Source organism: Cyclobacterium qasimii M12-11B (assembly GCF_000427295.1).
GTDB lineage: Bacteria > Bacteroidota > Bacteroidia > Cytophagales > Cyclobacteriaceae > Cyclobacterium > Cyclobacterium qasimii.
On the sequence record NZ_ATNM01000110.1, the window covers coordinates 61,444 to 86,792 of the forward strand.

Below are 25,349 nucleotides of genomic sequence, written 5' to 3' on the forward strand. Positions count from 1 at the left end.
AAAACAGATAATTATTTTCCCTTACGCAATGAAGATAAGAAAAGAGGATGCATTAAATTATCATGAATTTAAGAGACCTGGGAAAATAGAGGTAGTACCCACAAAACCTCTTTCCAGCCAACTAGACTTGGCCTTGGCTTATTCTCCTGGGGTTGCAGAACCGTGTACTGCGATACAAAACAACCCTGAAGACGTCTATAAATACACCGCTAAGGGCAACTTAGTAGCTGTAATTTCAAATGGAACAGCCGTTTTAGGGTTAGGAAATATAGGACCAGCAGCTTCAAAGCCAGTCATGGAAGGCAAAGGGGTTTTGTTTAAGAAATTCGCTGGAATAGATGTTTTTGACCTAGAAATAGACGAGAATGACCCTGAAAAGCTAATTGAAACCATTCGTTCTTTAGAGCCTACATTTGGAGGCATCAACCTGGAGGACATCAAAGCACCTGAATGTTTTATCATTGAAAAAAGGCTGAAGGAATTAATGAAGATTCCAGTAATGCACGATGATCAACATGGTACAGCCATAATTTCTGGCGCTGCGCTACTGAATGCGCTGGAAATGATCCAGAAAAAAATAGAAAAAATAAAATTAGTTGTAAGTGGTGCAGGTGCGGCAGCCATTTCCTGCGCAAGGTTCTATATAAAACTTGGCGTTAAGTTGGAAAACGTTGTCATGTGTGACATTGACGGTGTCATAAGAAAAGACAGGGAAAACCTTACAGATATTCATGGCATGTTTGCCACAGATAGGGACCTCTATACCATCACTGAAGCCATGCAGGGAGCTGACGTGTTTTTAGGACTTTCTGCTGGAAACATCATTAATCAGGACCAGATAAGAGCTATGGCTAAAAACCCCATAGTTTTTGCCCTCGCCAATCCAACACCAGAAATCAGCTACGAGGAGGCAATGGCCGCCAGAAAGGACATCATTATGGCCACCGGTCGTTCAGATTACCCCAACCAGGTGAACAATGTGATAGGCTTTCCTTATATATTCAGAGGTGCTTTGGATGTTAGGGCCACGGGGATCAATGAAGAGATGAAATTAGCAGCTGCTTTGGCAATCGCTAACCTCGCTAAAGAGCCAGTCCCAGACATTGTTAACAAAGCTTATGGGGAAGCAAAATTAGCTTTTGGAAAAACATACCTTATTCCCAAACCTTTGGACCCAAGGCTAATTACTACAATTGCTCCTGCTGTGGCCAAAGCGGCCATGGAATCAGGTGTAGCCAAAAGCCATATCAAAGATTGGCAAGCCTATGAATTAGACCTTCAGGAAAGAATCGGCATAGACCAACGCTTAATGTCACGCGTAGTAGCCAGAGCCAAAAAAGATCCTAAACGAGTGGTATTTGCAGAAGCAGATAACCCTAAAATTTTAAAAGCTGCTCAAATAATGCGGGATGAAAAAATTGGCATCCCAATATTACTTGGCAATAAGGGCAAAATCAAAAAACTTATCCAAGCCAATTCACTTGATTTGGAGGACATAATTGTAATTGATCCCAACGAAGAAAAAATCAAATTAAGGCATTACGGTCAATTGCTATATGACAAAAGGAAGCGCAAAGGCTTAACCTTGTATGAGGCTAAAAAACTCATGAAAGACCGTAATTATTTTGGTGCAATGATGGTAGAAGTAGGTGAAGGTGATGCACTAATTTCAGGATTGACAAAAGATTACCCAAGAACCATCCTCCCCTCACTTCAAATTATTGGCGTTAAAAAAGGTGTAGACAAGGTAGCTGGGATGTATATCATGAATTCTGACAGGGGGCCACTCTTTTTTGCAGATACCACAGTAAACGAAAATCCAAGTGCCGACGAACTGGTAGAGATAATCGGATTAACGGCCAATGGGGTACGCTTTTTTGATATAGAACCAAAAATTGCAATTTTGTCTTACTCCAACTTTGGATCAGCCAAAGGACAGGTACCTTTAAAAACAGCATTGGCCACCACAAAAGCCAAAGCGCAATATCCTGATTTAGTAATCGAAGGAGAAATGCAAGCCAATGTGGCTTTAGATGAGAGCATTCAAAAGGAAAATTACCCTTTTAGTGCCTTAATTAACAATAAGGCCAACACCCTGATTTTCCCTGATCTTGCCTCCGGAAATATTGCCTATAAATTGGTGGCTGAAATCGGTAATGCTGAAGCCATTGGCCCTATACTTTTGGGCATGAATAAATCTGTTCACATTTTACAATTGGGTAGCTCAATACGAGAAATAGTCAATATGATAGCCATTGCGGTAGTGGATGCTCAAACCATAGAAACTGAATGATTACTTACCTGAAAGGAAAATTAGCGTTTAAAGATCCCACCCATGTCATAATAGACATACACGGAATTGGATATGAAGTTAAAATATCATTAAACACTTACGGGAAAATAGCCGAAAAGGAAGAAGTAATGCTTCACACTTATCTCCATATCAAGGAAGATGCCCATACCTTATATGGCTTTATTGAAGCTTCAGAAAAAAAAGCATTTTTAGACCTGATTTCAATTTCAGGTGTAGGGGCAAATACAGGATTAATGATCCTGTCCAGCATGTCCGTACCTGAGCTTGAGCAAGCCATAAGTGAAGGCGACCATCCTACTATACAGCGGGTAAAGGGAATTGGTGCTAAAACAGCACAAAGAATTGTGTTAGAACTTAAAGATAAAATAATAAAGTCAGGAATTTCTACCCCTGAGGGAGTCGGTCATGGCTTTGTACAAAACAGCAATAAATTAAAACAAGAGGCGTTACAAGCTTTGATTACGTTAGGCTTCACTAAAGCTCAGGCTGAAAAAAATATCATGACAGTTTTGAAAAAAAGTGGCCCCGATGTTTCCTTAGAAACATTAATTAAAGCATCTTTAAAGTCATCATCATAATTTAACAACGTTGGCCTTTACCTTCTCAAATATTTTTTGGAGAAAAAAGTCATTTCAACACGATTACATTTCCCATTCAGGAGTGTTTTTTTTAGTGTTCATGATGTCTTTATCGGGTACATATGCCCAACAATTGCCCGTGACTACCCCATCTGACACCTTACCAAGTCTGATGGACACTTTGAACAAAAGAAGGTCTCTACCCTCCTTTTTATTATGGGACAACCTAAATACAAAGCCACTTTACCCCTATCAAAATCCTTTTTTGAGAAGAAATTCACCATTTCTTTTAACACCCGAAAAAAATCAACGGGTAGAAGTGGAAGTGGATACCGCCGTTAATTTTCAAATCTATCCAAATTTGGATTCGACATCTTTAGACCCAGGGTATTCCTTGGATTTTGACGATTATTCGCGAATGCAGGAATACCGGATTAGACAACAATACTGGAGAGATCGTTCCAGAGGATTAGATGGAGAAAGTGCGGTTGGCGGCAGAGGCCTTATTCCTCCGATTACCATGAGTCCAACTTTCGATCGCCTATTTGGTGGTAGTGAGATCACAATCGTACCAACTGGTAATGTCAATCTGGATTTTGGGGGGATTTTCAGGAGAATCGACAATCCATCCATACCTATACGCCAACAAAAGACAGGGAATTTCAATTTCAATCAGCAAATCCAAATGAGTGTCAATGGAATGCTGGGCCAAAAAGTACGCATCGGAGCAAATTTTGACAGCAATAACTCTTTTGACTTTGAAAACCAGCTAAAAGTAGAGTATGCTGGTTTTGAGGAAGACATTCTGAAATCCATAGAAATAGGCAATGTAAGCATGCCTATTCAAAACAGCTTGATCCAAGGGGCTCAAAACCTATTTGGAGTAAAAACACAAATGCAATTTGGCAAACTCTTTATGACCACTGTCGCATCTACCCAACGCGGTAGAAGAGATGAAATCATCATTGAAGGGGGAAATCAAGGTAGGCCGTTTGAAATAAGGGCTTCTGCTTATGATGAAAACAGGCACTTTTTTCTTGGTCATTTCTTTAGAAATAATTACGAAAACTGGTTGAGAGGTTTACCTCAGGTGCTGTCTGGTGTACAAATTACCCGATTGGAAGTATACATCATGAACAGAGCCAATAATACCGAAACACTTCGGAATTTTGCTGCATTCATGGATTTGGGAGAAGGGCAAACCATATACAACCCCAATAATCCCAATATCGGAACAGGTAATCCACAAGCTCCAGCTACCAATACGGCAAACGAACTATTTAGCAATCTAAAAAGTAATCCATCGTTCAGGAATTTTGAAACTGCTGCTACAACTATAAGCAACGATCTGGGGATTGAAAGAGGAGTGGAATTTGAGCAAATAAACGGTGCTAGAAAACTAGCAGAGAATGAATATACCTTTGACCGCCAATTGGGCTATTTTAGTCTTTCCAGAAAACTTCAAAATGATGAAGTAATCGCCGTCTCCTACGAATACACCTATAATGGACAAAGTTTCAAAGTTGGAGAGCTATCTGAAGATTACCAAAATTTGTCTGAGGAAAATGTCATCTTTTTGAAAATGCTTCGTCCGGCAAGAATCAATACCACGATCCCCACCTGGGATCTTATGATGAAAAACATCTACAACCTAAATGCCAATCAGATTGAACAAGAAGGTTTTCAATTGCAAATCATTTATAGAGACGACCGTACAGGATTGGATAATCCCAGTCTTTTGGAAGGTGCCAATGTAAAGGACATTCCTTTAATCAGGCTACTGAATTTAGACAACTTAAACCCTCAAAATGACCCTCAACCTGATGGTAATTTTGACTTTGTCAATGGGTTAACGATCAAACCAGAATTGGGACTAGTCATATTTCCCGTAGTTGAGCCTTTTGGTAACACCCTTGAAGAGTATTTTTCACCTGCAGAAGTTAACCTTAGAGACAAATACGTTTACGACACTTTGTACAGGACTACTCAGGCTGATGCAGAATTAGTCACTCTACTTAACAAATACTACCTAAAAGGTAGTTTTAGCTCTGGTTCGGCTTCAGAGATCATGCTTCCTGGCCTGAATATTAGCGAGGGCTCTGTAATCATAACAGCAGGAAACATCCCACTTACAGAAGGGGTAGATTATACAGTGGATTACAATATAGGCAGGGTCGTAATCATCAATGAGGGCATCCTTCAGTCTGGTAAAACAATTAGTGTTAGTTTTGAAAAAGCTGATTTAGTTTCCTTTCAGACAAGAAGCTTGTTGGGAACCCGACTGGATTATATGGTCAATGAGAATTTCAATATTGGTGGTACCTTCTTATACCTAAATGAACGGCCAAATATTTCAAGAATTGCCACAGGGAATGAAACCTTAAGAAATAGCCTTTGGGGCCTCGATGTCAATTATAACGATGAATCCCTGTTCCTAACCAAGCTGGCCGATGCGCTGCCATTTACTGAAACCAAAGAAAAGTCTTTGATTCAGTTTAGTGGTGAATTTGCTCACCTGATCCCTGGAACTTCCAACCAAGTAGATGGAGAAGGGGCTTCTTATATTGATGATTTTGAAACAGCTATCATTCCTTTTAACCTCGGTTCAAGTACTCAAAACTGGAAGATTTCTTCCACTCCTGCCACCTCGGAAAATAAATTTGATCTCAGCCAGCTAACAGAAGACAGATTAGGAAGCGCTTATAGAAGAGCTCGTTTATCCTGGTATACAGTGGACAATGTCTTTTACAGGTCTTCAGGAACGGGTGTTCCCTCTAACATTTCCACTGAGGACAGAAGAAACCATTATGTAAGAAGGGTACTCCCCCAGGAAATTTTCCAAGGAAGGTACCGAGACTATATGATTACAAATGAACCTCTTTTTGATTTGGCTTATTTCCCACATGAAAGAGGCATGTATAATTTCAATACAAGCCTCAATAGTGACGGCTTACTGACCAATCCCAGAGAAAACTATGGCGGAATCACCAGGGCCATTACTTCCGAAGTGGATTTTGACAGGACGAACATTGAATACATAGAATTCTGGATGATGGACCCCTTCATTACAGGAGAAAACGGCAGGGTTCTGGATGGTGTTTTCAATGAAAACAATACCACAGGCGGTAAATTGGTTTTCAATTTAGGCGAGGTATCTGAAGATGTGATTGTAGACGGCAGACATGCTTTTGAAAACGGACTTCCGGCAGATGGATCCGAAACGAGCACCTCAACCAACGAATGGGGAAAAATAACCAGTCAACAATTTTTGACTCCCGCATTTGACAACTCCCCGGAGGCAAGAGAAAACCAGGATGTAGGACTAAATGGTCTAAGTAGTGAAGAAGAGGTTGAATTTTATGGTGCCAGGTATATAAATAGGCTCAATGTAAATTCACAAGCATTACAGAAAATACAAGCAGATCCAGCCGCTGATAATTTCCAATATTACCTTGATCCTGAGTTTGACAACAACGACATAAAAATATTAGAACGATACAAACATTTCAATGGGCTTGAGGGAAATACACCTATTACGGCCAATAGTAATTTGCCTTATACCCCATCTGGCTCCAACATCCCTGACAACGAAGACCTCAACAATGACAATACCATCAACGAGGTGGAGAGTTATTACGAATATGAAATAGACTTACGGCCAACTGGTTTAGAGGTTGGTGAAAACAATATTGTAGACAAGGTATCCTCTATAGAAAATGGCGAAGAGGTCGATTGGTATCTTTTCCGTATACCTATCCGTCAACCAAGTGCTACTTATGGCAATATTTCTGGGTATAAATCCATTCGATTCATTAGAACCTACTTGACAGATTTCCAGCAACCAGTGGTGCTAAGAATGGCTCAGTTTAGGTTGGTAGGCAGTCAATGGAGGACTTTTCAGGAATCATTGTTTGAAAAAGGCTTTTCTGAGATACCCGAACCAGACAATTCCAATCTAACGGTAGGTGTGGTCAATATTGAAGAAAATGGACAAGGCAGCGAAAATCAAAGTCCTTATGTATTACCTCCAGGCATCAATAGAGACAGAGACAATACCTCAACCGTAGAAAGACAACTAAACGAACAATCACTTCGCTTGTGTGTCGACAACCTTCAAAGTAGAGATTCAAGAGCTGTCTTTAAAAATGTAAATCAAGACCTCGTACAATATGGTCGCTTAAAAATGTTTTTACATGCCGATAGCCAGGATGCACAAGACGGCGAATTATCGGCTTTTTTAAGAATGGGTACAGATTACACCGACAATTATTATGAAATAGAGGTGCCCCTAAACATCACCCCAACCGGAACAAGGGACCCCAGCCAGATCTGGCCTTCAGAAAATGAAATAGACGTTGCGTTTGATGAAATAGTAGGAGTAAAAGCAGAAAGAGACAATAACCAGCAACCTCAAAACCTCCCCTACTCTGTCATGGTGAGACAATACAAGATCACCGTTGTTGGTAGGCCTGAATTAAGTTATATTCAAGGAATGATGATAGGCGTTAGAAACCCTGGAATCGGTGGCGCTAGTAAATCTATTTGTCTTTGGGCCAATGAATTAAGGGCTACAGACTTCAATAAGTCTTCAGGATGGGCAGCCAATGCGCGTCTAAATGCTCAAATTGCTGATGTAGCTACTATATCATCTTCTATCCGACACAATACCTTTGGCTTTGGAGGCTTAGAAACCCGCCTTTCTGAAAGAGCAAGAGAATCGACCACTCAATATGACGTTTCGGCCAATGTCAATGTCGATAAACTGTTACCAAAAGGACTCGGCGTAAGTATACCGCTGTATGCAAGTGTTGAGAACTCTTCTACCAAACCAGAGTTTGACCCACTCAATCCAGATGTGCCCTTCGAAATAGCACTTCAGAAATTTAGGACAGATACTGAAAAAGAAGAATACCAGAACCTGGTGATGGATCAATCCAAAAGCAGGAATTTCAGTCTGAACAATGTAAGAAAGTTGAAAAACCCGGAGAAAGAGACCAACCGCATCTACGCATTAGAGAACTTCTCATTTTCCTATGCTTATGGCTCCATTACTCAGAGTAATATTCAGCTGGAGAGTTATAATTACGAGACTACACGTGGAAGCATTGCTTATAATTTCCAACCTGACCCGCTTATAGTCACTCCCTTCAAAGGATGGGGGATATTTAATAGCCGTTATTTGCAATTGTTTAAAGACTTCAATTTAAATTTTGCACCAAGTCTCATTTCGGCAAGACTGGATGTGGACAGGCGCTTTATGCGAACCCAAAATAGAAATGATCTATTGACTACCGCTGGCGTTGACCCACTTTTTCAAAAAAGTTTCTACCTGAATCGATTTTATAGCCTCAATTGGGACTTGACCGAAAATCTATCCTTTGATCTCAGCTCAAGTGTTAATGCTGTAGTAGACGAACCCGAAGGTGACCTGGACACGGAGGCAAAATTAGATTCTTTGAGAAACAATATTAAAAGACTAGGAAGGACGACCAATTACAGCCAGCAGGCTGTCGTCAATTATAAAGTACCTCTAGACAAGTTTCCACTTACCGATTGGATAAGTGCTGACGTACGGTATGAAGCTACCTACAGCTGGATCACAGGAGCCCTTGGTCAAAGAGATACGCTGGGCAATGTAATTCAGAATTCTAGAAACAGGTCTTTATCAGGAAAACTAGATTTGGTACAATTGTACAATAAGAACAAACGGCTCAATGCGCTAAATTCACCAAAAAGACCTACCATTCCAGGTAGACCTACTCCAAATGCAAATGAACCTGAAGATGGAGAAAAGGAAAAAGTGCTTTCAACAGAAGGATTTGGATCAAATATCTTGAGGTTCATGATGATGTTAAAGGATGTGAACTTCAGCTACCAAATAACCCAGGGCACTTACCTCCCTGGCTACATGCCCAACACAGGACTATTTGGAATGGATCGTAGTTTCATCAATCCTGGCTTAGGTTTTCTTTTCGGTGAACAGAATAGTAGCATTAGGTACAATATGGCCAATAGGGGTGCCTTGGCTTCCAGTTCCTCACTAACGCAGGCATTTAGTCAAAATGAATCCAGGAACCTTCAGCTGAGCACTTTGATAGAACCCATTAAAGACTTTAAAATCACACTTGATTTTAGAAAGCGAGAAAATGGTAACTACAGCGAAATATTTAGGAGAAATGGGCCTGGTGAAGACGACTTCGCATCCATTAACCCTAACAGGCTAGGAAGTTATAGTATTTCCTATAATGTAATTAAAACAGCTTTTAGCAAACAGGATGCACAAAATAACTCTCCATTATTTACAGCGTTTGAAAGTTACAGAGCGGTCATTCAATCTCGGCTTGAAATTGAAAACCCCGGAGGAAGCTATAATGCAAATGGACAAGATGTATTAATTCCAGCATTTTTAGCAGCCTACTCAGGTCAGGCAGCCTCTGACATTGCTTTGAATCCATTCCCAAAATTGCCTTTGCCAAATTGGAGAGTCGAATACAGGGGATTGGCAAGGTTACCAGCATTGAATGAGTACTTTTCATCAATAAATTTGACTCATAACTATACTTCATCTTATGAAGTAAGCAATTTTTCTAATGCCCTAATTTATCAAGAAGGTCTGGAGTTGTACAATACATTACAGCAGCTTCCTATGGCAAGTATGACAGATGAATTTGGCGCCTATATCCCTATCATGATACTTAGCGATGTAGTGATATCTGAAAGGTTTGCGCCATTAATTGGTGTTGACTTGCTTACCAAAGACCGAATGAATATTAGTTTTGAATACAATACCGAGAGAAATATCGGATTGAACTTTTCCAATGCACAAGTTACCGAACAAAGCAGTCAGGATTTTAGATTTGACCTTGGATATACCAAAGCAGGCGTAAAAGTTCCATTCAAAATTCAGGGAAGGCAGGAAGTCCTCAGTAATGACCTTACGATCCGGGTATCTACCAGAATTGTAGACACCAACACGATCCAAAGAAAAATAGAAGGAGAGAATACACTTACGAACGGTAATCTTAACGTTCAAATAAGACCTAGTGTAGGATATGTGGTCAATCAGAAACTTAATATTCAATTCTATTTTGACAGAACCATTAATGATCCAAAGGTTTCTACCGCCTACAGAACTAGTTCCACCTCATTTGGTGGACAATTAACATTTAATTTAAGTCAATAATTTTTTGTACTATCTAGAAACATCGTATTTTTGAACAGTAAAAATATTTAGCATGAAATTCCCAGAAGATTTAAAATACACCAAAGACCACGAATGGGTCAAAATAGACGGTGAAACTGTTACTATAGGAATAACTGATTTTGCCCAAAAAGAATTGGGGGACATCGTTTTTGTAGAAGTAGAAACAGTAGGTGATTCCCTGGATTCCGGAGAGGTCTTCGGAACCGTAGAAGCAGTGAAAACTGTTTCAGATTTGTTCATGCCAGTCAATGGCGAGATTCTGGAGCTGAACAGTCTTCTGGAAGACTCCCCTGAATTGGTGAATGAAGACCCTTATGGAGAGGGATGGATGATAAAGGTGAAATGGGATCAGAATATTGATACCGATCTACTGACTCAAGAAGAATACAAAAACCTCATCGGGCAGTAATTCATTTTGAGAGTAAAAGTCATTCTTGCTATTCTCTGGTCATTTGGCATGGCTTATGCTCTATTTAGCCCAGCTAGCAATGTGCCCAACATACCTAAATTCTATGGATCAGATAAAGTGATTCATTTTGGGATGTTTGCGGGTATGGCGATATTATGGAGCAGGGTAATCCGTGAAAAAGTAGATATAAAGTATAAAAATAGCATAAAGTTATTCACTAATTATTTAGTTTTGTGGATTTTTATTGCTATATTGACAGAGTATTTACAAAGACTGGTACCAGGAAGGTCATTTGACTATTTTGATATTATCACGAATATTGTAGGCGTTATTATAGGTACAGGTATTTTTATTTATTTGAATAAGAGGGGTAGCGTCCTTGTATAAATAAAAATTATTTGTTATGATTGTTAATTGGAATTATTAAACTGAATCAACAAAAATTAAAAAAGAGTTATAACCATGGAAGCCAAAAAAACACCAAAAGCTGACTTAACCAAAAAGACGGGAATGTTCCTAAATCTTGGTTTAATGGTCAGTGTTGGTCTGGTCCTCTTTGCCTTTGAGTATAAATCATTTGACGATGGTTTACTTAAAGACCTTGGATCGATCGATGATGACTTTGAGGAATTATTAGACATTCCGATTACGGAACAACCACCTCCACCGCCGCCACCAGTAGAGCAGCCGGAGATTAAAGAGATTCCTGATGAAGTTGAAATCGAAGAAAAAATTGAAGTAAACTTCGACGTAGATGTTCAGGAAGAAACAGTAATCAAGGAAGTGGTAATCGAAGAAGCTCCAGTTGTTGAAAAAGCAGATGAGATCTTTGATGTTGTGGAAAACATGCCAACCCCTCCGGGTGGAATGGAAGGATGGAACAAGTATCTATCTAAAAACCTTAAATACCCAACCCAAGCAAGAAGAATGGGAATTGAAGGAACTGTTTACGTAGTGTTCGTAGTAAATACGGATGGATCTATTCAAGATGTTGGCATCCTTAGAGGTGTTGGCGGAGGATGTGATGAAGAAGCCGTAAGAGTTGTGAAAAAATGCTCCAGCATGGGAACCAGGAAGACAAAGAGGTCGACCAGTTAGAGTAAAAATGAGATTGCCTATCAGATTTAAATTAAGCTAATCGCTTTTTTAAAATCTAGATAAATAGATATAAAGTGCCATGAAAATTTCATGGCACTTTTTTAATTTAATCCCCCTACTAATATGGCAAATAATGTATTTGGTGAAGCCCTTATCCCCTGTTGCCTTTCTCCCAGAACAGGTTTCTATAGAGATGGCTATTGCAATACGGACGCGCTTGATTCTGCAACACATACAGTGTGTGCCGTGATGACTGAAGACTTTTTGAGTTTTAGCCTTGCAACAGGCAATGATTTATCTACCCCAAGACCAGAATTCAACTTCCCTGGGCTTAAACCAGGAGACAAATGGTGCGTTTGCCTTACCAGGTGGCTCCACGCTTATCAAGAAAAAAAAGCACCAGGAGTAATTCTTGAGGCCACGCATGAAAAAACACTTGAACTCATCGCTCTTGAGGAATTAATTAAATATGCGGTGAAAAATTAAGACAACCAATTTCCTTTAGTACCTAGATTATTCACGCTGTCACCGAACAGATTTAAGCCCTGTACCATTCCTTAAGTTACTTCTCAAAATGGCCGGAATTTAAGCAATGAAGGAAATATTCTTCAAACTAAATCCTGAAATATAGAACCGCTTTACAAGCCAGCGCTTTTAATAATATCAAGGTGGTCAAATGCCAGGGCTGGAAGTGTGGAAATAGAAAACCAGCCTACCTCCTGACTATCCGAACCAGCCCTTGTCTTCTCCAATAGAGATTTATCAACTTCAAAAAGGAAAGCCACACTTACAGTCCATCCTCTAGGATCTCTTCCCTCCTCCCCGAAAACACCTATCAGTTGACCTCCCGTAAGTAAAAGTCCTGTTTCTTCTTCCAATTCCCTTTTGCAACCGTTTAAAGGCAGTTCATTCTTCTCAATAAAACCACCTGGAAGCGCCCATTTTTGTTCAAAAGGAGGGTTTTTCCTATTAATTAATAAGATTTTGTGCACTTCAGCACAATATACCACAGCATCTGCTGTAAAGGCAGGTCGTGGGTAATCATACGTATATGGCATTTCATTTTTAATTTTAATTCATTACAAATATCAGACAATCTCATTACAACCAAAACCCTTTATAGTAAAACCAAAACCAGATCTATTTCCACAATCGTCAATTGGCAAACGAATTAGCAGCCCAAAGAGCTTAACTAACTTAATAATTGAGTATTACAGCAAAAAAAACAGGGATGGAAAGTCCACCATAGCTATAAACCAGGTAACACCCCCACCCCTATATGAACACATTAGGAAAGTAAAAAATATTATTTTTCTAGCGTTTGATCGAAGACCAAAACTCCATCTTTATAGACCTTCTGAATGTTTACTACATTGTCTTTGAGTTTAAATACCACCCAATCCTTGTTCGGGACCTTATCACCTACCATGTATTTCAATGGAAGTATTGAGGCTTTCTTCCATGCTTCAGACAATGATAATAATTGGCTTTCAAGCAAATAGTCTATGTTTTCCAACAGGTCCTTGCCTGCTCCTGCCAATAGTCCATTGGCACCTTTCATAGACAACCTTCCACTTTCTTCCAAAACAACCTTTCCACCAATGGGCGAATCATATTCTCCTGGAGCCATGCCAGCAAAGCAAGTGGCATCACTTACAAGCAGGCACTCGTCACCTTTTGCACGGAAAACAACCTTCAAAAAAGAGGGAGGTAAATGAAAGCCATCAGCAATCAGACTGGCATTGATTCCTTCTTGAGCCATTAGTTCCCATATAATATTGGGATGGCGTTGCAAATTTAAAGGGACACCATTACCTAAATGCGTAGCAAGCGAAGCACCAGCGTCCTTTGCCATTTGCACATGCTCTCCGGTAGCCAATGAATGTCCAATAGACACCTTTACACCTCTTTTAGTACAGGTCCTTATAAATTCTTCGCTGCCTTCCAACTCGGGAGCAAGGGTAATTAAAGCGATGGGCTTCAAAGAGATTTTTTGAAGCTGATCCAAAAATGCTATTGAAGGGTTTCTGGTAAATTCTTCAGGATGAGCACCCTTTGCTCCGGGCTCTGAAGAAATAAAAGGTCCTTCAATGTGAAGCCCCGCCACGCAGGAGTTTACTAAAGGATAAGCTTGACAGGCCTTGTTAATGGTTTCTACCAGTTGTAAAATGGTGTCAAAGCCATTGGTGACAATCGTCGGGTAATAGGTGGTAACACCTTTGGATAGTAAATACTTGGTACATTCCAGAATTGCTTCAGGCTTTGTTAAGGTCGTATTAAAATCTACTCCTTTGATCCCATTGATCTGAATGTCTACCAAACCCTCTCCTACATATTCATCCACCTCAAAATCTGCTGGCAATTGCACACGGGTACTGCTTTTTGTATTCAAAAGTACAGGTTGGCTGCTCACAGCATCAATAGCCATTATGTTGGAAGCTTCCTCTTCTTTTTGGATAGGGAATGGATTTGAATCTGCGTCAAGAAACAAATCACAATTCTCTGATTGGCGAAGTATGGAACCAGGACAGCTGGTAGAAATCTCACCAAATAAAGATTGGTATACGGCAGCTCTTTTGGCAGCTCCAGGCACTACACAATACAGGTAACTCCCATTTGTCAAAGTAGGGATGGTCAATGTCAAGGCAGTTTCAGGAACTTCAGCAAATTGGCTAAAGCAACCATCATTGACCTGTTGTTGCCTGCAAAGAGTATCTAGTGTTACTTTTTTAACAGTAAACGGATCGCTAAAATCCGCCACTGGAGGATCATTAAAGGCAATGTGACCATTTTCACCTATACCTAAGCAAACAATGTCAATAGGTGCTTCATTGAGCAATTTGGAATACCTCTTCACTTCAATTTCAGGATCTGCTTCGCCGTCAAGCAAATGAACCTGGTGAAAAGGAACGCAATCGAAGAGGTGCCTTTTTAGAAAATTTGAGAAAAGCGCAGGTGAATCCTTGGACAAACCGATATACTCATCCATATGGAAGCCAATAATACGGTCCCACTGGATTCTTTTACTGGAAGTAAGGTAGTTCAGCATCTCACTCTGGGAAGGTGCTGCAGCAAAGATTATTCTTATAAATTCTTTCTCTTTTAAAAGTTCTTCAATTCTATTTTCAACAGCTTTGGCAGCTGCGATCCCCATCTCATTCCGGGATTTGTGTATATGTAAATTCATAATCGGTATTTTATTCTTTCTCAATGGACTGAAGCAAATCAGCTATTTTTTCTACATTCCTGTTGGTTTCAAAAAATCCAACAATAATGAACGTCAGGGTAGACACTATTAAAGGCAAACTAATTTCTAATGCTAAACTTAAAGAGTCTATGTTTTTCGTTATCACAAAGGTAATCAATCCAGCCACTATAGAACCTATTGCGGCAATAGGTCCGCTTTTCTTGAATATAGGCAGTAAACCAAAAAGCATCGGGATAGCGATCGGTCCAACTAAAGCACCAAACCAAGAAATAATAAGGCCTAAAATGCCTCCAAAATATTCGTATTGAAAGGCAATTAATATAGTGAACATCGTAAAAACGAACGTAGTCAATCTCGCAATAAATAAAGAGGATTCTCCTTTTTTAATCTTCTTGGAAATATTCGGTAAAATATCCCGTGTTATCACTGCTGATATTGTATTAATATCTGAAGAGGTCATGGACATGGTATTGGCAAAAAGAGAGGCAATTACCAACCCAACTAATCCTGATGGCAATAACAATAGGGTAAGTTCTCCATAGGATTTACTCGGGTCAGCCAAATCTGGCAATAAAATCGGGGCAGCCCACATTGGAAAGAACAGTATAAGTGGCCATACAAGGTACAAAATCCCGGAAAGACGTGCCGCTTTGGTAGCCGCTTTTTCATTTGGAGAAGAGATGAACCGGGTAGCAAGGTTCCATTGCCCACCATTGTAAGCAAGGAAGTTGATAAATAAGAAAGCCAAGGCAAAACCTACTCCGTAAGGTTCATTGAATAGTTGACTATTTTGTTCTGGAAGTTTATCCCACAAAGTAAATATCCCTTCAATTCCTCCTAAGTGTTGTAAAACAACTACAAACATGACCAAGCCAGCAAGCAGTTGAACAATGAATTGTGCAAAATCAGTAATGACCACAGCCCATAGACCTCCAAAAGTAATGTACAATAAGGAGATTCCTCCTGAGATAAGTATACCTACTGGAAGGCTTACTCCTGTAAAAACATTAAGAAGAAGCGCAATGGCGGCCCACTTCGCACCAACATCGAACAATTTGAGGATAACCCCGCTCCAGGCCATTACTTGTTGTGTCCATAAATTGTAACGACGTTCTAAAAACTCCAATGGGGATTGAATATGGTATCTTTTTCTTAGTCTGACCCAGTATACTGGAAACACATGAGCACTAACCAATATCGAAATACCTATGGTCAATGCCCACCAGGTATATATAGAAAACCCGTGGGTATAGGCCAATGCTGCATACGCGACAAACACGGCACCACTGTATCCAGACACATGGTGTGAGATACCCGATAGCCACCATGGTAAATTGCCGCCAGCAACAAAATAGTCGTCAGCGTCATTGTTTCTAAAATAAGCATAAACACCTATGACGAGCATTAGCAAGAAAAAAAGGCCAATGACCACCAAGTCCAATTCATTCAATTTCATTGTAATATTTTTGTTTAATGGTTAAGAGATTTTCAATCTCTAAGTTAAATACGCCCCTTTCGATACTTACTCCAATAGAATAGCTATTCGGTTATAATCGAAAGAATAATAGGAATAGAGGGTTAATGCATTTTACCAATTGAGAAAAGTAAGAAAAACTGAACTCCTTTAGATTTCAGTTTTTCTACACCTTGCTAAAATGACGGTAAGGAATCCGATTTTAACTTTTAGACCAATACTGGAATTTTTCTTCTTCCATGGCCTTATTACCTAAATGCACAGCCACAGCTGTGTCTTTTCCTTTGTTTACATCACAAAAAGGTTGTCGACCTTCCCTTACGCAACCAACAAAATCAATTAAGGCATAGGAGGTTGGGTCAAGGTCTTTACCATCGTTATTTCCAAAAAGAATTGGTTCAGCCTTATCACCTGACCCATTTTTAACTGTTGCTCCTGAAACGCCATCTACTGTTCCAAGCTCCAAATGTTTGGGCTCCGCATAAATAAATGCTTTGTCCCTCAAGATCTCTACCGTTCCCTCAGTACCTAAAATATTCATAGAATAGCCTTTGTACGCATTGGTCAATATAGAACTGACACTGGACATGATGCCTTCCGGGTAATAATAAGTAGCTCGAACGTGATCAAAATTTTCCCGGCCATCTTTCCAATAATCCAGGGATCCCATGCCTGTTACTTTCTGAGGAGAGGTGCCAACAAACCAATTGACAATATCAATCTGGTGTGCACAAAGCTCTGTCATCAAACCGCCAGAATATTCCTTGTACATCCTCCAGTTTATGTGTCTTTCCATGGAAGGATCTTTTACTGGTTTTCTCCAGTCTTGATTGCTGTGATACTGACATTCAAATTGTGTCACTTGTCCACACCATCCCTTGTCAATAATTTCCTTTACCTTATGGTATAGTGCATAATATCTATATTGGTGTCCAACCTGCAATATGGTAGAAGAGCCGTTCACCCTTTGTGCCAGCTTTTCTGCTTCCTCTATTGAATAGGTAATTGTTTTTTCTACGTAAATATGTTTGCCTGCATCAATGGCATCCATGGCCATAGGGAAATGCAGGTACAATGGTGTGGCAATAATTACTGCATCAATATCGCCCTTCTCCAGTAACTCCCGGTAGTCAGCAAATCCTTTTGCTCCTTTGTCTGCGTGTGAGAGGCCTTTATCAAGGTGTTCTTTAATCGGATCACAGCAAGCTACCAAGGATATCATGGGTAGCTTTCGCATAAGAGAAGCCAAACCCTGTCCTCTACTTCCACATCCTATCAAACCTACCTTCAAAGGTTCTACCTTATTTTTACCATAAGAAAATGGAGAAAAAGCAGATAGGCCTAACCCTGAAGCGGCCATGGCACTGGTAAGTATAAATTTTCTTCTAGTGTTCATTGAGCGAGTAATTTTCGTTAACGTTACCGAATTAATATTTAAAGAAACGCATTTTTTTTAAAAAATCTAAATAACCCAGGGTATTTCCCTATATCAAGTTCAGTTAGTTCACAATAAAAAATCCATTATTATTCCATATTTTCAAAATATACTTAAACGATGATTGTTCTTCAAACCCCATTTATGCAAAATAAAACCAATTTCACCTTAGATTTACTAAGTTGAAATTGGTTTTTGTAGTTATCATTTAAACGAAATCAACACCCCTAAAGCAGTATCAAACTTTTGGCTCCCAGCCTTTTTCATATTCTCTGCTCCAAAATTTATTGGCTGCTTTATTTTTCAGAATATGCCCATTGCTTGGATCAACATTTAAAGTGTCGCCACTTAACTGAGCGATATTACCAAGTTGACACAATAAAGTACTGATATGTCCACTTACATTATCTGAATTTAAAGGTACGCCCTCCCTGATATTGGAAAACAAATTCTGAATGTGAACACTGTCGAGTGCCTGAGCAGGATTTGCCAGGCACACCTCTTTACCAGCCTGGTAGGCAAGAATTGCTGCTGGAATATACCAGTGATATAACGCTGCTACTACTAATAAGTCAACATCCTTGTCCTCAAGACTCTTTCTAAAGTCAGGAATGGCCTTTGGATTAAATCCTAGCGCTTCATTCACCTATGCGATGCATTTCCCGGCAGCTCGTGTACCTACATCACAAATATGGATAACATCAAAGTTATCCTGTTTTGCAAAATATCATACCAAAGCTTCCCTCTACTGTTCCCTCCCATTACAGCTACCTTGATGTGATCATTGGGTTAATTGATTGAATTACTTTTTTTATTAATCCCCAGAGGCATCCCCTCAATTACACAGTGGAATTCAATAATTTATTTTCACATTAATAGGTCTAAAATTTGTTGTTGACATGTTTAAGTTACTGGATAATTTGAATTCCCAATCCATAATTTACTCAACGACCAATGAAATTAGAGGAAGAAAACATAAACAATTTGGATAAACACCTAATATTAAGATGTATAAAACCATAGTAAAAATTTAAAACAACCTTATATTCTATAGGAATCCAAATACTCTAAAAACCCTATCCTAAAATCAGATATCTACGCAACAGGTTAAAACTAGCTATTTAAGCTAAAAGATCCTTCTCCTATATATAATTCTAAATAATAAGCATAACACTAAACTAAAACACTTAACACTTAACACTTAAATTAATCAACTTATTTTAAGTATTAATACTCATAATTACCAATATTTATTTGTTTTACCTATGTAAAATACTAGATTTACCAACTACAAATGTGTACGTTAACGATTTTTCTCTTTTAAAGAGCATCCTTTTTAAAAGCCCTTGATTTTAAATTAGAAGCGCGCGTTTATTGAGGGTTAAAACAATTTGAGAAAACAAAATCCTAAGCACTAAAACCATTCGTCCTTTAACCACTTCAACATAATTCATGACATGAAAAATCTCGAACAATTGCATCGTAGAACATTTTTTAAAAAGCTCGATAGTTGCGGGCGTTGGTATGACACTTGGACTGCCCTCTTACGGACAGTCTTTGGCAGAAGGAAAACGAGTGGGAATTATAGGTTTAGACACTTCACATAGCCTAGCCTTCACAAAGGTTCTGAATGGAAACAAAGGCAATGAAAGTTACAATGGATACCATGTAATCGCCGCTTACCCGTATGGCAGTAAAACCATTGCCTCAAGTGCCGATAGAATACCAGATTACATAGACAAAATCAAGGAGTATAACGTTTCCATTACCAGCTCTATTCAGGAATTATTAGGCAAGGTAGATGTGGTCTTGCTAGAGACCAATGATGGCCGACTTCACTTAGAGCAGGCCATGGAGGTATTTAAATCTGGCAAACGAGTATTCATTGACAAACCTGTGGCAGCATCTTTAGAGGATGCAATAGCCATATTTGATGCAGCAAAAAAGTACAACGTCCCTGTATTTTCTGCTTCCTCTCTTCGGTATATCAAAGGAATAGAGAAATTGAAAGGCAAAATAATTGTAGGTGCAGACACCTACAGTCCAGCAAGTCTGGAACCCACCCATCCTGATCTATACTGGTATGGAATCCATGGGGTAGAAACTTTATTTACAGCTCTTGGCCCTGGTTGTGTATCCGTAACGCGTACCCACACTCCCTATACTGATATTGTAACAGGCATTTGGGAAGATGGAAAGGTGGGTACTTTTAGGGGTGCCAGGTCAGGGGATTCTGGATTTGGGGGCACAGTATTCACTGACAAAGGTGCAATTGTACTTGGTCCCTATGGAGGATATGAACCTTTACTAAAAGAAATTACCATTTTCTTCGAAACCGGAGTGGTCCCTGTTCAGCCGGAAGAGACATTAGAAATATTGGCCTTTATGACGGCTGCAGATGAAAGCAAAAACAAAGGTGGCAAATCTATAAAACTAGCAGATGTAATGAAAAAAGCTCGTTAACAGAAATAGCTGGCACCGGATTAATTGTACGAATCGTTCGATAATTAATTGAAATACAAATAACTAAAACCCATTAAGAAAGGAACCCATATAAGTGTAAAAATTTTAAATTATAAACAGTAAGAGGTGCCAGATATTACTAAAACACAATTAAAGGTGGTCTGTAATTTGGTCTATTTAGGGATAGCAACATCACTCAAATGTAGGGAAAAACGAAGCAATTTGTAAAAAATAGGGGTAAAACGAATTATTCTTTTAATTTTGAACGTTAATTCAATCAGCCACAGATAATTTTAAAAATTCTTTACATTATCATCTATTGATTGTTTACTATATAGAGCTTTATAAGGATGGAATGCATATGAAAAAACCAAGTAGTCAAACAGGAGTTAAAGAAATAGCCAAACGGGGAAATGTATCCATAGCAACTGTAGACCGAGTGATCCATAATCGCCCGGGAGTTTCAGCCAAAACCAAAGCAAAAATAGAGGCCATTATTAAGGAATTGAACTACCAGCCCAATGTTTTAGCTAGCCGATTGTCCTCAGGTAAGGTTTTTCATTTAGCCGTTATTATACCCAAAACCTCCATTCATTCCGATTTCTGGGAAGCGCCGTTAAAAGGCATTGCCAAAGCAGAATCTGAAATCAGACAATACGGAGTGACGGTTGAAAACTACCTTTTTGACTTAACAAACAAGGCTTCTTTTATACAAGCTACAGAAGAGATTAAGGGTAAAAACATAGATGGGGTCTTATTGTCCCCTTCTTTCGTTAAAGAAGCTGATGATTTCTTCCTTTATTGCCAAGCCAATAAAATTCCTGTAGTTTGCATTGATAGTAATATTGAAGCCCAAGGGAGTCTATCATATATCGGTCCCCCATTGTTAGAAAGTGGCTATGTAGGGGCTAGTCTATGTAAGCTCGGCATTTCCAAAACTCCTGAAATTCTTATTGTAAACATCGCAAAACAAAAGAAAAGCTTCAATTTAACTCAAATTGAAGCTGGCTTTAAAATGTTTTTTTCAAAGCCACCAAACCAGGCAACTTGCATTAATCTAAACATTCAGGATATAGATCAGGAATCGGTAGAGCTTTTCCTCCACAAAGCCTTTATGAAAAACCCAGATATTGAGGCTATTTTCGTTACAAATTCAAGGGTTTTTGCAGTTGCCGAATACCTTGAAAAGCGTGACCTAGCCCATATCATGTTGGTTGGTTATGACTTCCTTAAAGAAAACCAAAAACACCTTGAGAAGGGCACAATTAATTTTTTAATATGCCACAAACCTGAAGAACAAGGATATAAGGGTATAATGAGCTTGTACCATTCACTTGCGCTAAACCTCCCCGTGGAAAAACTTTATTACATGCCCATTGACATTGTCACAAAGGAAAATCAGGAATTTTATAGGTAACCCCTATATTCAAAGGCTTTTTCTCCCTTAGTCCTGATGTAAAGATAATTATTAATACCTCCTACGGGTTCACACCCTTAGGAGGTATTAATATGGCATTCAACCCTTGAAAGATGGGAATTCCCACCCGAGTGAGCAAGCCAACGTCACTTTTTTCTGATGCCTTAGAATCCAGACTCAAATTAATACTGACTGAAAAATATTAAAAATTTATTTTCCTAAGGTCTAAGTAATTAAAACCAGTCTCCAAATAGCCTGATTTACTTGCAATAGCACTACTTCTCGATAAAAAACGAAAATCCTTCCACATTGTTCGGGATCTTAGGGCTACAGGGATATTGGATAGTAATAATTTTCCTTTTTCTCACCGTTCTTGTCTATCACACAAATCCCCCATTTAATAAAATCAAAGGATATTTTTACTCCTTCACCATTTTTATATAAGTGCTCCCAAACCTCTTTCATACCTTGTGACCAATTGATATCATCAAATATTAAAATAGCCCTATCGCTCAAAAAGGGGTAAATCAATTCAAAATAACCCTTTGTAGCTTCTTTGTCATGATGCCCGTCTATAAAGGCAAAATCGATGGGCTGATCTTTAGATAGAATCTTGGGCAACACATCACTAAACCTACCCATATGAACGCTATAATCTGGATAATTAAGCTTTTTCAAATTATTGTCTGCATGCCTGGCCAATACGTCTGAACCTTCGATGGTAGTAAATTTGCCCTTACCATTGAGTTTTAAGGCTGAAACTTGATAGGCAGCTGACACCCCTAGACAGGTACCAAGCTCCAAACAATTTGTTGGTTTAAAATCTCTTATTATCTTGAATATCAATTCTCCCCATTCCTTTTGAATAGATCTTTTTCTACAAACATCTGCAATTTTAAACTGTTCAATGACACCTTCACGCATTTGTTTCTCTGTTCGCTTTTTTTGTAATTTTGAATTACCTGCACCATAATCCATTAAATCAACAGTCTCATTTGATGCCCTGTGTCCCTCCCTAATTTCATTCACTAGGCTTAAAGACTTGATCTCCTCCTCGCTCCATTGTTTATGAGACATCATAAATTTAAAAGTACCTACAAGATTATTGATGACTTTATCCTCATCAGCTCCAAGCTCCATCAAAACAGATTTTGTCTCTAATTTTCTTTTTCTTGTCTTAATCAATGTTCCAATTTTGTCAAACACTTTCTTGATCATCTTAATCTCTATTTGTTTAAATAAAATATAATTTGACTAGCTATAAATAATGATAGAATCCAGTGAGCTAATAGATTTAAATGAAGTACATATCTACAGGTTATTAAGGATTTGCCCGACGATGATATAAAAAATCATTTATAGCTATGGTGGAGCACAAACCTATCAGAAGGAATCGAACCTTCTTAAAGCCTTATATAACAAACACATGTAACAGGAAACAAAATAAGAAAAATTTAGGTATGATTCAATCATTACAGTTATGCAGCTAAAAATTTAATTGAAAAATTAAAAAAGGTTTCTTTGATTGGCTAATAGTATCCTTATATCTAGATCAAAAACAAACACAAAGCATCTAATATTCGTTACGAAGAATGAATTTGGATTAAATGTTAAAAACCATAAATCAATCGCATTGTAATGGCCTCTTTAATTAATCGATTACCAAAATTAAAAATGCTAGAAAAGGAAATAAAGCATAACATTTTGGGATTGCAACGTTAGGAGGTATCTTTGTTCACGAATTAAAAACGAATAAATTTTGGCAAATAAAACTGTAAAAGTAGGCTTGGTTCAATTGAGTTGCAGTGCCGATGTGGCAGCAAATCTTGAAAAAACCATTGCAGGTGTGCGCAGCTCTGCTGCCCAAGGAGCCCAGGTAGTTGTGCTTCAGGAGCTTTTCCGATCTTTATATTTCTGCGATGTAGAAGATTATGAGAACTTCAAATTGGCCGAGGCTATTCCTGGCCCCTCTACAGACCTCTTTAGCAACTTAGCCAAAGAACTTGGTATCGTAATTGTAGCTTCTCTTTTTGAGAAAAGAGCAGAAGGATTGTATCACAATACCACGGCCGTTTTAGATGCCGATGGCACGTACCTCGGCAAATACAGAAAGATGCACATCCCTGATGATCCGGGTTATTTTGAGAAGTTTTACTTCACTCCAGGTGATTTGGGTTATAAGGTTTTCCCGACCAAATTCGGCAAAATCGGTGTATTGATCTGCTGGGATCAGTGGTATCCGGAAGCCGCGAGAATCACGGCTTTAAAAGGTGCTGATTTTCTGGTATACCCTACAGCGATTGGCTGGCACAAGGACCAAGACGGACTGACCAATGAGGAGCAATACGGCGCATGGCAAACGATTCAGCGTTCACATGCAGTTGCCAATGGCATACCTGTTGTTTCTGTAAACCGTTGCGGTATAGAAGGAGACATGAAATTCTGGGGTGGTTCTTTTGTTTCCAACCCTTTTGGAAGAGTGATTTTCAAAGCATCTCATGAAGAAGATGAGATTCATGTGGAAGAACTTGATTTTGCAAGTTCCGATCGATATAGAACGCACTGGCCATTCCTTAGGGACAGAAGAATTGATTCCTATCAGCCGATTACCAAAAGATTTCTTGACGAAGAATAAGCATTCATGAAAAGTATTTTTGATCTAGCTAATTCCGGCGAAGTTACTCCGGCAGAATTGGGCTATTATTTCCCTGCTGAATTTGCTCCACATACGGCTACATGGCTAAGTTGGCCACATAAGGAAGATTCATGGCCAGGGAAAATTGATACAATTTATCCCGCTTATGCTGCTTTTATCAAGATAGTAGCCAAAGGAGAAAAGGTAAATATCAATGTGAGCAATGAAGCTATGAAAGCCTTTGCATTGACCCACTTGGAAAAAGCGAGAGTGGATCTAAGCCAGATAAAATTTCACTTCTTCCCTACCAATGACGCTTGGTGCCGAGATCATGGCCCTGCATTTTTGATCAACCCTACTGCTACCGAACCAAAAGTAGTGGTAAAATGGAATTACAATGCATGGGGAGACAAATACCCTCCTTATGACTTAGACAACCTAATTCCCCACAAAATTGCAGCACATTTAGGAGTGCCTTGTTTCACTCCTCACATCGTTATGGAAGGTGGTTCTGTGGAATTTAATGGCACAGGAACGCTCTTGACATCCAAAGCTTGTCTGCTGAACAAAAACAGGAACCCGAACTTGAATCAGGATCAGATCGAGAAATATTTATGCGATTATTATGGGGTAAGCAATATCCTCTGGGTAGGTGATGGCATTTTGGGGGATGATACGGATGGACATATCGATGACATTACACGTTTTGTGAATCAAGATACGGTACTCACTGTAGTAGAAGAAAATAAGCTGGACGAAAACCATTTACTTTTGAAGGAGAACCTTCAATTGCTTAAAAAAATGCGCTTAGAAGACGGCAAGCAATTGAACATTGTGGAGTTACCAATGCCAGGAGCTAAATTCTATGAAGATCAACGACTTCCAGCCTCCTATGCTAATTTCTATATTGCCAATGAGGCTGTTGTAGTACCTACTTTTAGAGATAAAAATGACCAGAAAGCCATTGATATCATTTCAGCTTGCTTTCCCGACCGAAAAGTAGTTGGAGTTGATTCATTAGATATTATTTGGGGATTAGGTTCATTTCATTGCTTAAGCCAACAGGAACCAGCGGTAGTTTAGGGGAAAAACGAGTACGTTCTTCTTATCAAAA

The 25,349-nt window shown here is 39.1% G+C and carries 16 protein-coding genes and 1 pseudogene; 11 read left to right on the forward strand and 6 right to left on the reverse strand.

All coding sequences use genetic code 11. The features are described 5' to 3' along the window. The first annotated feature begins 28 nt into the window (after nucleotides 1-28). The 7 genes and pseudogenes from ADICYQ_RS12755 to ADICYQ_RS12785 all read left to right on the forward strand — a co-directional run bounded on the left by ADICYQ_RS12755 (nucleotide 29) and on the right by ADICYQ_RS12785 (nucleotide 12,089). Entirely contained in the window at nucleotides 29-2,293 is a 2,265-nt protein-coding gene (locus ADICYQ_RS12755; protein WP_020888838.1) for an NADP-dependent malic enzyme, read from the forward strand. Continuing rightward, nucleotides 2,290-2,892 (forward strand): Holliday junction branch migration protein RuvA, encoded by a 603-nt coding sequence (gene ruvA / locus ADICYQ_RS12760; RefSeq protein WP_020888839.1) that lies wholly within the window; start codon nucleotides 2,290-2,292, stop codon nucleotides 2,890-2,892. The genes ADICYQ_RS12755 and ruvA overlap by 4 nt, the downstream gene beginning before the upstream one ends. A 100-nt stretch (nucleotides 2,893-2,992) precedes the next feature. Beyond that, nucleotides 2,993-10,075, forward strand: coding sequence for a T9SS outer membrane translocon Sov/SprA (gene sov, locus ADICYQ_RS12765; protein ID WP_081652352.1), 7,083 nt, complete (start codon nucleotides 2,993-2,995; stop codon nucleotides 10,073-10,075). A gap of 52 nt (nucleotides 10,076-10,127) precedes the next feature. Next, the gene (gene gcvH, locus ADICYQ_RS12770) at nucleotides 10,128-10,505 is read left to right on the forward strand and encodes a glycine cleavage system protein GcvH (protein ID WP_020888843.1); all 378 of its coding nucleotides are present in this window, start codon (nucleotides 10,128-10,130) and stop codon (nucleotides 10,503-10,505) included. Nucleotides 10,506-10,511: 6 nt separating this feature from the next. Beyond that, entirely contained in the window at nucleotides 10,512-10,892 is a 381-nt protein-coding gene (locus tag ADICYQ_RS12775; protein ID WP_235114614.1) for a VanZ family protein, read from the forward strand. A gap of 75 nt (nucleotides 10,893-10,967) precedes the next feature. Beyond that, nucleotides 10,968-11,643: pseudogene (locus tag ADICYQ_RS12780) on the forward strand (energy transducer TonB). Nucleotides 11,644-11,726: 83 nt separating this feature from the next. Beyond that, nucleotides 11,727-12,089, forward strand: coding sequence for a DUF2237 family protein (locus ADICYQ_RS12785; RefSeq protein ID WP_040416090.1), 363 nt, complete (start codon nucleotides 11,727-11,729; stop codon nucleotides 12,087-12,089). A gap of 152 nt (nucleotides 12,090-12,241) precedes the next feature. On the opposite strand, the gene ADICYQ_RS12790 is transcribed toward ADICYQ_RS12785, so the two are convergent. From ADICYQ_RS12790 to ADICYQ_RS12815, 5 genes are all read right to left on the reverse strand, one after another. Next, complete coding sequence (locus ADICYQ_RS12790) at nucleotides 12,242-12,661, reverse strand: NUDIX domain-containing protein (protein ID WP_020888847.1); 420 nt, start codon at nucleotides 12,659-12,661, stop codon at nucleotides 12,242-12,244. 248 nt (nucleotides 12,662-12,909) lie between these two features. Then, on the reverse strand, nucleotides 12,910-14,790 hold the full coding sequence (locus ADICYQ_RS26785; RefSeq protein WP_081652347.1) for a 6-phosphogluconolactonase: 1,881 nt from the start codon (nucleotides 14,788-14,790) through the stop codon (nucleotides 12,910-12,912). A gap of 10 nt (nucleotides 14,791-14,800) precedes the next feature. Further along, nucleotides 14,801-16,267 (reverse strand): sodium:solute symporter family protein, encoded by a 1,467-nt coding sequence (locus ADICYQ_RS12805; RefSeq protein ID WP_020888849.1) that lies wholly within the window; start codon nucleotides 16,265-16,267, stop codon nucleotides 14,801-14,803. A gap of 220 nt (nucleotides 16,268-16,487) precedes the next feature. Then, nucleotides 16,488-17,681 carry a Gfo/Idh/MocA family protein gene (locus ADICYQ_RS12810; protein ID WP_020888850.1) on the reverse strand — a complete coding sequence of 398 codons (1,194 nt, stop codon included), beginning with the start codon at nucleotides 17,679-17,681 and terminating at the stop codon, nucleotides 16,488-16,490. Nucleotides 17,682-17,958: 277 nt separating this feature from the next. Then, the gene (locus tag ADICYQ_RS12815) at nucleotides 17,959-18,366 is read right to left on the reverse strand and encodes a hypothetical protein (RefSeq protein ID WP_020888851.1); all 408 of its coding nucleotides are present in this window, start codon (nucleotides 18,364-18,366) and stop codon (nucleotides 17,959-17,961) included. A gap of 878 nt (nucleotides 18,367-19,244) precedes the next feature. On the opposite strand from ADICYQ_RS12815, the gene ADICYQ_RS12820 reads away from it, so the two are divergent. Together ADICYQ_RS12820 and ADICYQ_RS12825 are read left to right on the forward strand one after the other, a co-directional pair. Next, nucleotides 19,245-20,183, forward strand: coding sequence for a Gfo/Idh/MocA family protein (locus ADICYQ_RS12820; protein WP_020888853.1), 939 nt, complete (start codon nucleotides 19,245-19,247; stop codon nucleotides 20,181-20,183). Nucleotides 20,184-20,544: 361 nt separating this feature from the next. Further along, nucleotides 20,545-21,600, forward strand: coding sequence for a LacI family DNA-binding transcriptional regulator (locus ADICYQ_RS12825; protein ID WP_040416188.1), 1,056 nt, complete (start codon nucleotides 20,545-20,547; stop codon nucleotides 21,598-21,600). Nucleotides 21,601-21,927: 327 nt separating this feature from the next. Here ADICYQ_RS12825 and ADICYQ_RS12830 read toward each other — a convergent pair whose 3' ends face one another. Then, complete coding sequence (locus tag ADICYQ_RS12830; protein ID WP_020888855.1) at nucleotides 21,928-22,818, reverse strand: O-methyltransferase; 891 nt, start codon at nucleotides 22,816-22,818, stop codon at nucleotides 21,928-21,930. 541 nt (nucleotides 22,819-23,359) lie between these two features. Here ADICYQ_RS12830 and ADICYQ_RS12835 point away from each other — a divergent pair. Continuing rightward, nucleotides 23,360-24,235 (forward strand): carbon-nitrogen hydrolase, encoded by an 876-nt coding sequence (locus ADICYQ_RS12835; protein WP_020888856.1) that lies wholly within the window; start codon nucleotides 23,360-23,362, stop codon nucleotides 24,233-24,235. Between the two features lie 6 nt (nucleotides 24,236-24,241). Next, nucleotides 24,242-25,318 (forward strand): agmatine deiminase family protein, encoded by a 1,077-nt coding sequence (locus ADICYQ_RS12840; RefSeq protein WP_020888857.1) that lies wholly within the window; start codon nucleotides 24,242-24,244, stop codon nucleotides 25,316-25,318. Nucleotides 25,319-25,349 lie beyond the last annotated feature (31 nt).